11 protein-coding genes are annotated in these 13,368 nt (G+C 38.6%); 1 reads left to right on the forward strand and 10 read right to left on the reverse strand.

Going from position 1 to position 13,368, the window contains the following annotated elements; translation table 11 throughout:
- Positions 1–307: 307 nt before the first annotated feature.
- Positions 308–550 (reverse strand): hypothetical protein, encoded by a 243-nt coding sequence (locus HPY74_03125; protein ID NSW89670.1) that lies wholly within the window; start codon positions 548–550, stop codon positions 308–310.
- 114 nt (positions 551–664) lie between these two features.
- On the opposite strand from HPY74_03125, the gene HPY74_03130 reads away from it, so the two are divergent.
- Positions 665–1,381, forward strand: coding sequence for a sulfite exporter TauE/SafE family protein (locus tag HPY74_03130; protein ID NSW89671.1), 717 nt, complete (start codon positions 665–667; stop codon positions 1,379–1,381).
- 46 nt (positions 1,382–1,427) lie between these two features.
- Here the strand turns inward: HPY74_03130 and HPY74_03135 are convergent, their stop codons facing one another.
- The 9 genes from HPY74_03135 to HPY74_03175 form a co-directional block, all read right to left on the reverse strand.
- Positions 1,428–2,486, reverse strand: a complete 1,059-nt coding sequence (locus tag HPY74_03135; GenBank protein ID NSW89672.1) for a hypothetical protein — start codon at positions 2,484–2,486, stop codon at positions 1,428–1,430.
- A 63-nt stretch (positions 2,487–2,549) separates the two neighbouring features.
- Positions 2,550–3,887: an alpha-galactosidase gene (gene melA, locus HPY74_03140; GenBank protein NSW89673.1), complete on the reverse strand. Its 1,338-nt coding sequence runs from the start codon at positions 3,885–3,887 to the stop codon at positions 2,550–2,552.
- 127 nt (positions 3,888–4,014) lie between these two features.
- Positions 4,015–5,652, reverse strand: coding sequence for an extracellular solute-binding protein (locus tag HPY74_03145; protein ID NSW89674.1), 1,638 nt, complete (start codon positions 5,650–5,652; stop codon positions 4,015–4,017).
- Between the two features lie 55 nt (positions 5,653–5,707).
- Complete coding sequence (locus HPY74_03150) at positions 5,708–6,814, reverse strand: hypothetical protein (protein NSW89675.1); 1,107 nt, start codon at positions 6,812–6,814, stop codon at positions 5,708–5,710.
- A gap of 29 nt (positions 6,815–6,843) precedes the next feature.
- Positions 6,844–7,704 carry a carbohydrate ABC transporter permease gene (locus HPY74_03155; GenBank protein NSW89676.1) on the reverse strand — a complete coding sequence of 287 codons (861 nt, stop codon included), beginning with the start codon at positions 7,702–7,704 and terminating at the stop codon, positions 6,844–6,846.
- 41 nt (positions 7,705–7,745) lie between these two features.
- A complete protein-coding gene (locus tag HPY74_03160; GenBank protein NSW89677.1) occupies positions 7,746–8,759 on the reverse strand; it encodes a sugar ABC transporter permease in 1,014 nt (337 codons plus the stop codon).
- A 142-nt stretch (positions 8,760–8,901) separates the two neighbouring features.
- Positions 8,902–11,238, reverse strand: a complete 2,337-nt coding sequence (locus HPY74_03165; protein ID NSW89678.1) for an AraC family transcriptional regulator — start codon at positions 11,236–11,238, stop codon at positions 8,902–8,904.
- A gap of 138 nt (positions 11,239–11,376) precedes the next feature.
- Positions 11,377–12,468, reverse strand: coding sequence for an aminopeptidase P family N-terminal domain-containing protein (locus HPY74_03170; protein NSW89679.1), 1,092 nt, complete (start codon positions 12,466–12,468; stop codon positions 11,377–11,379).
- A 13-nt stretch (positions 12,469–12,481) separates the two neighbouring features.
- Positions 12,482–13,348, reverse strand: a complete 867-nt coding sequence (locus HPY74_03175) for a class II fructose-bisphosphate aldolase family protein (protein ID NSW89680.1) — start codon at positions 13,346–13,348, stop codon at positions 12,482–12,484.
- Between the last annotated feature and the right edge of the window lie 20 nt (positions 13,349–13,368).

A 13,368-nucleotide genomic window follows, 5' to 3' on the forward strand; every position in this document is an offset into this window, starting at 1 on the left:
CTGACAGAGTCACAAATAAAATCGATATTCAACTATAAACTATAACTTGAATTTTCGGATACTTAAAAGGGCTGTTGCAGTTGCAACAGCCTTACAATTTTTGTAAAGTTATCACCATTTTTTAATGTCTGATACCAAAGTCAGGTATAATACTCCTGTTTTTATCTAAATGCAACTGCTTTTAGTTAAATTTTTTAAGTTAAAAGTTGCTATAAGAAAATGAGTCTTGAAACAAGGAATTTTAAAAGAATTAAAGAATATATTAGGTAAAAATATTAGAATAGCAATAGCAAAAGATATAGTGATTTTAATATACATAATATAATTCTCTGTATTCCTGTTGTGCTGTAAACTCCTTGAATGCTTCAACAAAGCACTTTCGTATAAAGCCATCTTCATTCAAATAATTATCTACCTTGTCAATAAAAAACAAAGAAAGTACCTTGATACCCTTATCCGAAAATTTCTTTTTCTTTCTTAAATGTTCCAATACAGTTTGCCTTATCTGGTGCTTCATTATTTCACTTTTGTTGTACAGAAATGCCCCCAATCGCACGATGCATCACGACTCATGTGATTTTCAGCAAAATCATATATATTTTCAGCAAAAGCCTTTATTTACTTGCTCATGTAATAATACTATAATTCTATTTGAGGAGAGAATATGACATACATTCAAATATTTTTGATTTTTCTATTGTCCGGCATAACCCAAGGAGCTTTAGGTTTTGGTTTTGCTATAATTTCAGTTCCACTTCTTACATTGATTCTACCAATAAAAATTGCTGCCGTTGTAGTACTTTTGCTTGGTTTTATTACAAATCTGCAGCTTGTTATAAGGCTTAGAAAGCATGTGGATCTGAAGATTGTTTCTACTCCTGTTGTGTTTTCAATAATTGGAAGACTTACAGGAACTTACATTCTTATAAATTCTGCAGGAGACGTACTAAGAGTAATACTTGGTATTTTCCTTGTCTTGCTTTCAATTTATTTTTTCAGGTATAGTACAAAAATTAAAATACATGCTTCTTTTTTAAACGGGTCTATTGCAGGGTCCCTGAGCGGTTTGTTTGGTGGAATGTTCAATATTTCCGGTCCTCCAATAGTAATTTACTATATTTCAAGTATAAACGATAAAATGAAATATGCAGCCTGTATGCAGATAACGATGACAACAAGTTCAGTTTTTTCGATACTAATACACATATTATATGGTAATATTGACTGGAATGTTCTTACGTATGTTGGTACCGGTCTGGCAGCTGCAATTGCAGGAAGCCTTCTCGGTCTCTATATTTTTACAAAGATCAACAAGGAGAATCTGAATAAAATTATATACATTTTTCTTATGTTGATGGGAGTTATCCTTGTAATAAGGTAAAAAACCCGCAATTCATCTGCGGGTTTTTCCTTCGGTTAATATAATCTTATTCTAGTGCATATTCCTTTAATGCTCTGAGTACAACCGGTATTGAATCCCGCCAATTTGCCGGCAGATCTTCAGATATGCCGAACGCCAGAAGCCTGCCGTCAACGGATGCATCCCTCGCGTATTGTTTGACCAGAGCACTGAGTTCGTTAAATGGCATAAAATACTTTGAGACGTTTATATTACACCATAACAGCTTGTCAGGCCATGCTATTCGGGCATCCTTATACTCCATATCGCCTTCAGGGGGTGGTGTGAGTGATTCTATCAGGTCAAAAGCCGAATTTGCTATTAAATCCTTACAAGCATTTGTCCTTCCATCAAAATGCACACCGAATATTTTTCCGTTTTGATGCGCTAAAGGTGCACACTCTTCATAAACATTCATAAGTTTTGTCTTATATCTTTCCCTGCCTATTGTCTCGGCTGAAAAATTTTCCCCAAGCCATATGAACCTTCCGGGGCCTTCAGCTACAATCTCCAGTTTCTTAATGAAGTTTTTATACAATGCTTTATATAGTTCATCTACAAGGTCTTCATAGTCAAAAAGATGAAACGCGAAATTTTCAAGGCCAAGTAATTCAACCTGCAACTTCTGAAACGGAGATCGTCCCATTTGCAGCTTTATAACAGGACTTGTGGCTGTCCGGGATTCTATCTCATCAACAAGCATCCTGTAGTTATCATAATCCGGAACAATATCCGTATTTTTTACTATATAGAGCATTACTTCATAATCCTTCTCATTTTCTATCCAGTATTTCAATGTCCATGATCCATCAGCAATTCTGTATATATCTCCTACAGGAGTACTAAGAGTTGTTTTTTCAAGGACGCGCCCGTTTACATTACAAGTTTCTTTTTTTAGTGTTACACCCTTGTGTATTTCCTTGGCTGTAGGAACATGACAGCTCAGTCCAAGGCCTTCTTTGAAAAATTCATTCCATATGGGATCATCAGGATTGTTCATCCGCCACATTCGGATGTTAACCGTATAGGGAATCACATCCGGTTTTTCTCTATTCAGGAATATGTCAACTTGTTCCTTAGCATTCATCTGATATCTTCCTTTCAATTTTTATGCGAGCTTAATTTGATGCCTCCTCTTCATTACTGCCAATCAGCACAAATAACCCTTCAGGTACTCCGAATGAACTTTTATAAGTTCATCAACAACATTCTCAATCTGGTCGATGTCTAATACACTGTGGGTAAGCGGATCCATCATCAATGCCCAATACACATAGCGCCTGTCATGCTTTAGCATGGCTTCAACAGCAAGTTGATGAACATTGATTTCCATCCTGTTCAAAGCTGCCAGCTGGGTAGGCAAATCGCCATAGATGCATGGATGGACCCCACTCCTGTCAACAAGAGATTTTACCTCAACTGCACTGAATTCCGGCAGATTAGTAATAAGTCCTCGGTTTATAAAATTAGCATACACCTTGCAAGGAATATTAGTTACCAAGGAATTCAAGATTTGTGGACCATATTCCACACTTCTTTCATAGTTTGGCAATTCATGTTTTACAGCCTTATCCAATATAGCTTTGTAGTTATTCTCTTTCCTCTTCGCAAAAAAACTGTATTTATCAATCTCTACAAGATACTTATCCGCCAGCTCCCGGGTACGCAGATAATATGGAACATATTCCGCGAAATGTGTACTGGATTCGGTAACCATATATCCGGTTCTATTAAGCATATCGAGTCTTGTGGGTCCCAGCTTTGCTACCACATCATCATCGTCATTTTTTCCTGATGAATAAATACCTCGCTCTTTTACCAGGTTTCTGAAAAGAGGGTATATATCCTCACCGTTTCTTTCCAGTTTTGTAATCCATGCCATATGGTTTATGCCTGCACAATCATAGTCCAGTTCATCATATGGGATATCAAGATATTTCGCTATGGTTTTTGTAGTTCCCTGTACACTGTGGCATAATCCTATAAAGGGTACTTTACTCACGGATGCGGCATACATAACAAGCATCGCCTGGGGGTTTGTATAGTTTAAAACAACAACATCCTGAGAACTGTTTTTTTCTATCAGCTTCAGCATTTTCTCACAGAACGGCATGGTCCTTAAACCCCGGAAAACACCCGCTATTCCCGACGTATCACCTATTGTCTGATTAAGTCCGTATTTCTTGGGTATTTGCATGTCCGAATCAACCGCGCCTAATAGTCCTATTTTAACAAGATTGATGACAAAATTGCATCCTTCAAGTGCTTTCTCAAGGTCAAGGGTATAAATTATATTACGGACTGAACATCCGGTCTTTGCAAGGTATTCATCAATGATTATCTTCAGATTGTCAAGTCTTGACCTGTCAATATCCATAAATACTATTTCACTATCCTGCAAAGCTTCAAAGCTTAAAATATCCACCATGAGTCTGAATGTAAATCCATAGCTTCCAGCTCCGATAAATGCTATCCTGGGATTTTTCATCACTTCATTCTCCTTTTTTCATAATGTCATTAGAGTTGCAGTTTAATCTTTATTAAAGAGCAGGCACACTCCTTAACTGAAATGGAAGTATGCCTGCGCGTAAATATCCGATCATCAAACCATGTTTCTATTTTTCAGAATTCGCTTCTTTTTCAAGGATTTCACCACCAGCCTTTTTCCACTTTTGAACATATTCATCAAAATATTCAAGTGGTTTATCACCGGTAATAATCTGCGTATAAGCCTCTTCCCTCAATTTATCCAATTCTGCCTTGTATTTTGATATGGAAGGCAGCGGATTTATAAGTGCATCCATCATCCCATATTCCCTGAAATAATGTTTATCCATCCATTCCGTGAATACAGGCGACGGCTTGAAATCCATTGGCCCATAATTAAAGCACTGAAGGACTATATGTCCTCCTTTCTTACTAGCTTCCAGAGCTTTCCAATTCGGATTAACAGGATCGACAGTCCCGTACTCATTTAATTTCCAGTCCCTACCTTCCATTCCATAATATGCTGTAGCATTTTCCTCAAGGCTGACGAAGTGGATGTCATTGATAACCTGCAATAGCCGCGAAAATTTGTCTGGTTCTTTTTCCAATTGTTTTCCAAAGGAGTATACAAGGTCACCAAAGAATTTATCACGTAGAACCCCTCGTGCTCCATTCGGTCCTGCCGGCGGCTTTCCAAATACCAGTTCTTCAACAGCTTTAGGATTCAGTTTAGCCATTTCTGCTCTTGAAGGTGAAACATCCATTCTTCCCGGAAATGACGGTACCCAGTTATGAAATGCACCTGCACAGGTAAAGCCTATCCTCCCCTGTATAAATGGAACACCTAGCAGGCTTCCTACCTTTTCACCTGTAACGAATTCAGGGTCAAGGACCTTGTCTGCATACCATTTGCGGAGAAGTCCAAGGGCTTCCTTCATTTCCGGCTGTATTCCTCCAAAAACCAGCCTTCCATCCTTTTCCGTCCAGATATTCGGCTGGTATCCGTAAGCACCGTACACCACACTCATACCTTCCTTTGACAAACCATAGGTATCTTTTTTACCGTTCCTATCGGGGTCCTCGTGAGCAAAAGCATACATGGCTTTTTCAAATTCTTCAATTGTGTCGGGCTCCTTTTCCATTCCTACATTTTTTAGCCAGTCGCCACGATAAAGAACCGGCTTCCTATAAATATTCTTATGCTGTATTACAGGTATGCCATAAAGTCCCCCGTCAAAATTATAGTATTTGGTAAATACGTCAGGTCCGATTAATTCCTTGTAATGTGCAACCATTTCAGGTGCATAATATTCAAGTACATCCCTGGGAATCTCCATTAATATATTCTGTTCATAATAATTAAGGAAGTTTGTAGCCGGTTGTATCCTGAAAAGGTCCGGGACCTCTCCGCTGGCTACTCTAAGAGCAATAAGCTCCGCATATTTTGACATATCGATGTACCATAAATCAAATTTCACATTGAATTTCTCCTCAAAGTACCTAAGGATATAAGGATCGCTGTCCAGAGGTGCCATCTGATATGATGTCCAGCTAAAAGTATATTGCTTGTTCGGATCAGGCTTATACTTTTCCGGAATGCCAGAAGAGTCTGTTTTGGCTACCGTACTGCTTGTCTGGCTACTTGTTTCGGAAATTTCACCCCCTCCGGAATCCTTGTCTTTTTGTTTTGGCGCGCATCCTGTGACATTCAGCAATAATGCCAAAACCAGACCTGCAGTTAGAATTTTTGAAAAAATCTTCACCATATTCGTACCCTCCTTATAAATTTGATTTATACATAACCGTTTAATGGTTAGTACCTTATGTATTTTTCACAAACCATTCCAAAATCTCATCCGCTTCGTCCTGGCTCGATGCTCTTACATGATAAACAGCCTTTTCGGGTTTTAGTTCCTTGTGCATGATTTTAATTTGGTCTATACTCCCCCTGACCTCAACCGCCTTGCCAACCGCCTGTATTTCTTTCAATAAATCCAGATATTCAATTAACTCCCCATTCCCAGCACCGGGTACAACCTGTATAATATATAGTCCCTTGCTGTTTAAAACACTGTTTTTATGAGCAGCTATAGCACCCAAACCATCCCAGTGGTACATTGCATGTTTCACCACCTCGGCTTCTTCTTCAAGGGCGGGCATCACCCAGCGGTTGAACATTTCAGGGCTGATCATGATGCTGAAATCGCATTGAAGAATAGCCGCGCCATCAAATGAATAGACATCGTGGCGCACATATCCGTATTCATCCATCCTTCCCGCTTCCCTCATTACATCCCACAACTCACGGAAAATATTCTTCGCATCCTTCATTGCGTCGTCGATTAACTCCGGACAATCCAGCAAGTCCATGCATAAAGCCTGGGGACCTCTTATGGCAGCCAGCAAATCCATGTTTGTATGAAGGTCCAGTGTTGTCAACAGCATTTTCCCTCCAAGCTTCTCAAATGCCTTTTCATAAAATTTCATCAGTCTTTTCCATATATAGCATTCTTTATTTAATTTAATTGGAAGAGATTTCTTCCAGTCCTCCACAAAAGGCTTAGCCCATATGGTATCCGCAGAATCAGGATTAATCTCAAGTTCTGCACCGCACAATGCAGCTATAGTATCGGGGCCGAAGGTAATGTTTATCGACGGTAAAGCTTCACCCCCGTAATATGTGCTTTTTGCCGCTTCAAGCACTTCATCGATTGCCCGGTCCATATCGCCGAAAATACGCTCTTCCAGCATCCATAACTGTTTGGCAGTCTTTTCAATTTTATGTCCGTTTTTTGGAGCAATTACCGACACAATCGGTCTATCGATAATATCGCCGTTGAAGAATGCATCCCATCTTTTCGATACATCACACAAGTCAGGTTTGAACAGTATTGGCTTAGGATATCTTTGACCGGTATTCAAATCCATATCATCTCCCCTTTTTATTGTTGTTTTAATTATCCTTTAAGAGATCCAACCATTATACCTTTGACAAAATACTTCTGAATAAACGGATATACCAGGAGAATAGGCATTATTGTAATGATTGTAGCGGCAGCCTTAAATGATTCAGGATTCATGTATTCTACATCTATTTCCTGGAAAGCAGCTTCAATTACAATACGCCTTGTCACATTCTGGAGGACCTGCTTTTTGGGATCAGTAATATACATCAGAGCGTCAAACCAGGCATTCCAGTGATATACGGCTGTCCACAAGAATAATGTGGCAATGATGGGCATGGATAATGGCAGAATAATGCTGAAAAGTATCCTGAAGTCCTTTGCCCCGTCTATCCTGGCTGACTCCTCCAGTGTCTCCGGAATTGACGCAAAAAAGTTCCTTACAATAATCATATGGTATGTAGTAACCAGGCGCGGAAGCACTAATGCCCATACCTTGTTTATCAACCCTAAGTTTTTCACCAGTAAATAATTCGGTATCAAACCTCCGCTGAAATACATGGTGAATACAATTAATGCCATCCAAAATGTCCTGTTCGGAAGGTACTTTTTTGAAAGTGGATACGCAAGAAGAATCGTTACACTCATTGAAAAAAAACAGCCGGTTACAAGCCTGATAACACTGTTCCGGAATCCGCTAGCGATAAATTTGTCCTTAAACACACGCTGATAATTAATGATTGAGACTTCCGGCGGTATAATATTTATTTCGGTGAAAGGAACTGATGGTGCGGAAAAGGATAACGATAACACATATAAAAAAGGGTATATTATTGAAATAGAAAATAAAATTATGAACAAATATATACAAATATCAATAATAATATCCTGAGAACTTCTTCTTGTTCTGTACATTGGAAATATATTCCTCCTTATTTTTATACATGTACTGGCTGCTACCATATTCCATATTCGTTTATTTTCTTAGCCAGTGAGTTGGCAAGTACTATCATTATAAAGGCTATAACATTCTTAAATAGTCCTACGGCTGTTGCTGTGTTATATTGCATGCCTCCTAGGCCTATACGGTATATATATGTGCTGATAACATCACCTACGCTGTAAACTGCGGGATTGTACAGGTTAAATATCTGGTCGAAATTGTCATTTACAATCCTTCCTATTGCAAATATCAACATAATGGTAATCACCGGCGCCAGTGAAGGTATTGTAATATGTATTATTTTCTGAATTCTGCTGGCTCCATCCATTTCACCGGCCTCATATAGTTGAGAGTCAATAATTCCGCTAATTGCAGCTATATATACTATTGATCCCCATCCAACACTTTTCCATATATCCGTAATCACCAGCGTAAATCTGAACCATTTGGGGTCACCGAGGAAAAATACAGGAGGCAGGGTAAGTGCTTTTAAAGCAATGTTGACCGGACCGATGGAAGGCGATAAAAATTGTATGAAAAGGCCCCCAAGGATTACCCATGAAATGAAATGCGGCAAATAACTTAATGTCTGGACGACTTTTTTAAATCCACGCAATCTTATTTCATTCAGAAGGACTGCAAGAAGTATGGGTGCAGGAAATCCAAAAATTAAATTGTAAAGGCTTATAATCAATGTATTTCTGAATACTTGCCAGAAAGTCGGAAGATTAAATACGTGTTTGAAAACCGACAACCCAATCCATGGACTGTTCCATATTCCCTTTTTGAACATGTATTCCTTAAAAGCTATCTGTATGCCATAAAGCGGGGCATAATGAAAAATAATGTAATAAAGCAAACCCGGAAGCATCATTATAAATAAATATCTGTATTTGAAATATTTATAAAATATTCCTCTATTATGTAGAGAATAAGCAGCTTCTGTTTTATTAGTTCTATTAACTATATTTTCAAGATTTTCAAGCAAACCTTTCACCCCCTTTTCGATGCTCAAAACGGTAGTCATCCATATAAACAGTTTAAAAGCTAATATCATTTAAGTCAATCAACAAAAGATATTAATCATTGTAATTTCTGACCTTTATACGGTAATGTTTAGAAAATACCAGAATGACAAGAAATTACTATGTAAGAGGATGTAATCTTTACTACATGGAATCCTCTAAAGCTCTAAAGTTTATAGCTTTTAGTTTATAGCTTTTAGGGGTCATCCCATAGCGCCGTTTAAATACTTTGATGAAGTATCCGGCACTGCTGAATCCTGTTTCAGCCGCTATTGTTTCCACTGACATATTAGTTTTCAGTAAAAGCTCCCTAGCCATTTCCAAACGGGTATTGGAAACATAATCAGCGAAATCCGTGCCGGTTTTACTCTTAAAGAGACGGCTAAAATAAGATGCGCTCAGGAAGACTTTCCGGGCTACATTCTGCAGGGAGAGATCGGAATTAAGATTTTTCCGTATATAATCTATTGCCTGATCTACGGCCTCATAACTTTTGAACTCACTTCTCCTTCCTGTACACTTAATGACTTCAGCCGCTATACACCTTATCCAATTCCCGGCATCGTCTATATTATTAATTGCAGAAAACTGTTCAAATAGTTCCCTGCCAATGAACTTCTTTTTGTGCGGCAAATAGTGCATGTATCTGGACAAAACCGACAACAAGTAAATGAGTTTTTGTTGACAATGATCAGCAGAATAGTTGCTACTCTTCATAAGATGAATCAGTTCATCAAGAGAGCTGTCCAGTTCATTTTCATTATTTGAATCAAGTGCACCTATTATCTTCTCGATAATTTTATCAGGAATTTCCAGTGAACTGTTCTCTCTAACCATTAGAATATCTTCAGTAAAAATTCTATTTTCCGGCATGAAATACAAATATTTCTGAAGTAACTTTGCAGTATCAAAAGACTGGTATAGATCAACCGGATTTTCAACCACTCTACCAATGTAAAAAACCAGCTTTACAGGAAAAATCTTTTCCTGGCTCATCAGGAAATTGCATAATGCAATATAAAGATCCTGGCTATCGGGTGTAGAATTAACAATAATCCCCAGGCTATCATCACTTAATTCCGTAGCAAAGCATGAAATTGAACCCATATTATAATTTTCTATACTTTCAATAAGAGAATACCTGATATAATGACTGTCCTGCAAACTAATATTTGAATTGAAATAGTCAATTTGAATAATAATTGTACAATAGCATGAGTAATTGAATTTCAGCCCTATCAATTTCATGCGTTCTCTAAATTCGCTGTAATCATTTACAGTATGATTAAGCAGCCTCAATACCAGGTTATGTTTTATCAGACTCATGTTTGTTTCCAGTATAACCTCAAGATTTTTTACTTTTAATGACATATTACTGAACGCATCAGCAAGAAATACATATTCGTTTTCCGTGTTAACCGGAGATATCCTGGAACTATGAAATATCTTCTTAAGATTCTCAATAAGGATTTTTAAAGGATTATAGATATTAAATGTGAATAGACCGGACAAAACAATTCCTACAACCATTGTTAAAAGACATATTGCAAAAACCTGGTATAGTATATTTCTTAATTTTTCGTAAAACACATCAACAGGGAGTATATTTATTATTTTCCAACCTGTAGAAGAAAGTGATGTGTATGTAATTATACTTCTTACCTTATTTACATAGTTAACAAATCTTCCACTCTCACCGGAGAAATCAAACGGGCCAATACTGGAAAGCACTTTATCCGCAGCCGGCTGGTCTCTGTTTGTTGTTGATATCAGAGAACCGTCCGATGTAACAATATAAATGGCGTTCATGGAATCGAAGCCATAGCTCCTGATTATTTCATATACTGCTCTTTCATTAATATGAATAGCGATAAACCCTTTGCAATTACGGCCGGAAGAATCATATGGATATGTTTTTACATATGAAAAAACTTCTCCGATCCGACTGTATGTACTGTCTGCTTTTTGAGACAATCCCAGCCATTTGACATTATCCTCGGAACTGTTAATAGTATAAAACCACATTAAATCCGCAGAAGAGCGTGAAATCCGGGACACATCAAATTTCAAGCCATAAACCGAAGATATCATTACATCGCTGTCTGCAATATATACGTCGATTGAATGGAGGACACCATGGCTTACAAGTACTCTTTCTTTAAGGTATTTATTAAATTGAAGTACCTTATCATAGTTGCCGGACAAGGGATTGTTAATAAAAAATATAAAGTAGTTGGAACTCTGCATAGGACCAGCCAGATTGACAAATTCCTGTTGCGCCTTCTTTATTATGGATTCTTCCAGCATTTTCCCTAGATTTTCCAGTTGGTTGTCCTTAAGCGAAAAAACAAATTCGTTAAAATTGGAAGAAAAGGTCAAATATGAGAATATTCCAATAAAAATCGTGCTTACCAATACTATTGCCAAAAATGAAATCATAAGCTTGAAATATACACCTTTAAACTTTTTCAACAGTTTCATGTGATCACCAAAAATATGATTTTAGGCTTTTCCAAAGAAATCTATTTTATAGTCTATGACAATTATAGCATGGTTGCATACAATATGCAAATTTACATTTATATCCTCCGGTTGCATTCATTATTGCAACCACTCCAATTACCTTATCAATATGTCCGGTCTTTTAAGCTCCTTTCCTTCATATACTACCTCAATATACGGATATTCACCGGTATAGGTAAGTATTTGATTTTCGTCTTCCATTACAATGATGGTATCTTCCGATTTTGTTCCTGAAATGGAAGGATTCCATGCAAATGCCTGGTTCGCTTTTACAATTTCCAGACATTTTTCCGTACCACGATATTCCCTGGCCATATATCCTGTGAGTCCTCCCTGGTGATGCAGCTTCCACTCGTCGGCATAACCGGTTCGCCTGTACTCCTCGAGCGCCAGTTTGAAAACATCTGAAACTGCCATTTCCGGCCTTGTACTTAATATAAATGCAGCATCCGTTTTTGTAACTGCACTGTGTTTTACCTTGATATCGTCAGGGAGTTTGCCGAAGTGGACAAATCTTGTCAGTGAGGCATATAACCCCTGCCTTCTTGCACATACGGCAATCATCAGGTACTTGTCCAGACTTTTGCTCGTCGGCAGAGGATGCCTGTATTTAAACAGTCTCCAGTCCGAACCGACTAATATCGTTATGGGTTCTATTCCTAACGACCAGAGTCTTTTTCCGACTTCTCCGGCAATTTCATACTCTGTCGTTCCCTGTCTTACTAAAAAGCAAACATCCTCTACAGCATTTGCCGCTTCATACCCCAGCGCTTTATACCTGAATATTTCAACATCATCCAGGGTGCTTCGCATACTCCTGAATTCACCGGCCAGCTCCGTATCAACTGCTGCATTCCTTATTCCGAGGGTTTGTAAAGCAAGCTCCCTGATGTCGATATCATCGTACCAGTTGTATATAGCGTCATCAAAGCTCAATCCCCCGAGTTCTTCGTCATGCAGCCTTCCGGCTTCAATATTGTTAGCAATCAGCAGTATCCTGTCACGGGTAATTGCGATGGACGCACAGGATGTCTCCGATGCAAGTCCGACAAACCCTCTGCCACCCGTCAACCATGAAAAATTGGGTAAAGAGCTGACGACAATCCCGTCAAGCTCTTTATCCGATGCCAGTTTCCTCACTTTTTCCACTTTTCTTTTAAAACTTTCCACCGTGCTGGTTATACTCATTTCAACCATCCTGTTATATTTTGATTTCCTGTGCTCTTCCATCAGAGCCTAATGCGCGTATGATGTCCTTAATATCCTTTTTCAGATGATCCTTGCAGGCCTGCATGATTCTCCATGCATGGAATTCATGATTCAGGGAATTGCTATACTCATTGAAATATTGAATGTAGTTCATCCTGAGTCCTTCTCCGAAGTTAATTTTGCTCATGCCTTTTTCCACACATTTCGAAATGGTTTCAAGGGATACGCCGCTTGTTCCGTGAAGTACCAGCGGTACATCCGTTACTTTCCTGATTTCGGTTATATGGTCGACATTAATACCGGTCTGCTCCTTGAAAATTCCATGAGTGGTGCCTATTCCAACAGCCAGCAAATCCACATCGACATTTTCCACAAACTGCTTTACTTCATCCGGACTTGTCAGCGGTGCCTTCTTACCTTCCGCTTCTGAGCTCTTGATAATATTTCCTACCTCTGCCTCAACGCTTATACCCAGAGGCCTAACAAGATTTATCACAAGATTTGTACCATCAATATTTTCTTCCAGCGGGCAGCCTGCATAATCGATCATAACCCCTGTAAATCCTGCTTTTACAGCCCTCATGATCGACTCGAGGCTCTTGCCGTGGTCAAGCTGCATGGCTATGGGGATTGTACAATCCGAAGCCAGATAACGTGTCAGGTAAGTAAAAAAATCATACCCGCGGTATTCAAGGTTGGGCTCATAACACTGTATTATAAGGGGGGATTGCAGTTCCTCAGCTGCTTCTATTATCGCCCTCGTAATATCATAAGTTGCCCCATTGGTATTTAAAGCAGGTACTGCATAGCCTTTCCGGGCTGCATCATCGGCAAGCACTTTTGAATTACATATTTTCATATTATTTTACCCCTTTCTTT

The sequence above is a fragment of the Bacillota bacterium genome (assembly GCA_013314855.1).
In the GTDB taxonomy this organism is placed as follows: Bacteria; Bacillota; Clostridia; order Acetivibrionales; family DUMC01; genus Ch48.

Bases quoted from the DNA above. Each gene is read 5' to 3' on its own strand.
- HPY74_03150 (NSW89675.1), bottom strand. From the start codon at position 6,814: ATGGATTTGAATACCGGTCAAAGATATCCTAAGCCAATACTGTTCAAA.
- HPY74_03145 (NSW89674.1), bottom strand. From the start codon at position 5,652: ATGGTGAAGATTTTTTCAAAAATTCTAACTGCAGGTCTGGTTTTGGCA.
- HPY74_03165 (NSW89678.1), bottom strand. From the start codon at position 11,238: ATGAAACTGTTGAAAAAGTTTAAAGGTGTATATTTCAAGCTTATGATT.
- HPY74_03170 (NSW89679.1), bottom strand. From the start codon at position 12,468: ATGAGTATAACCAGCACGGTGGAAAGTTTTAAAAGAAAAGTGGAAAAA.
- HPY74_03175 (NSW89680.1), bottom strand. From the start codon at position 13,348: ATGAAAATATGTAATTCAAAAGTGCTTGCCGATGATGCAGCCCGGAAA.
- HPY74_03155 (NSW89676.1), bottom strand. From the start codon at position 7,704: ATGTACAGAACAAGAAGAAGTTCTCAGGATATTATTATTGATATTTGT.
- HPY74_03130 (NSW89671.1), top strand. From the start codon at position 665: ATGACATACATTCAAATATTTTTGATTTTTCTATTGTCCGGCATAACC.
- melA (NSW89673.1), bottom strand. From the start codon at position 3,887: ATGAAAAATCCCAGGATAGCATTTATCGGAGCTGGAAGCTATGGATTT.
- HPY74_03160 (NSW89677.1), bottom strand. From the start codon at position 8,759: ATGACTACCGTTTTGAGCATCGAAAAGGGGGTGAAAGGTTTGCTTGAA.
- HPY74_03135 (NSW89672.1), bottom strand. From the start codon at position 2,486: ATGAATGCTAAGGAACAAGTTGACATATTCCTGAATAGAGAAAAACCG.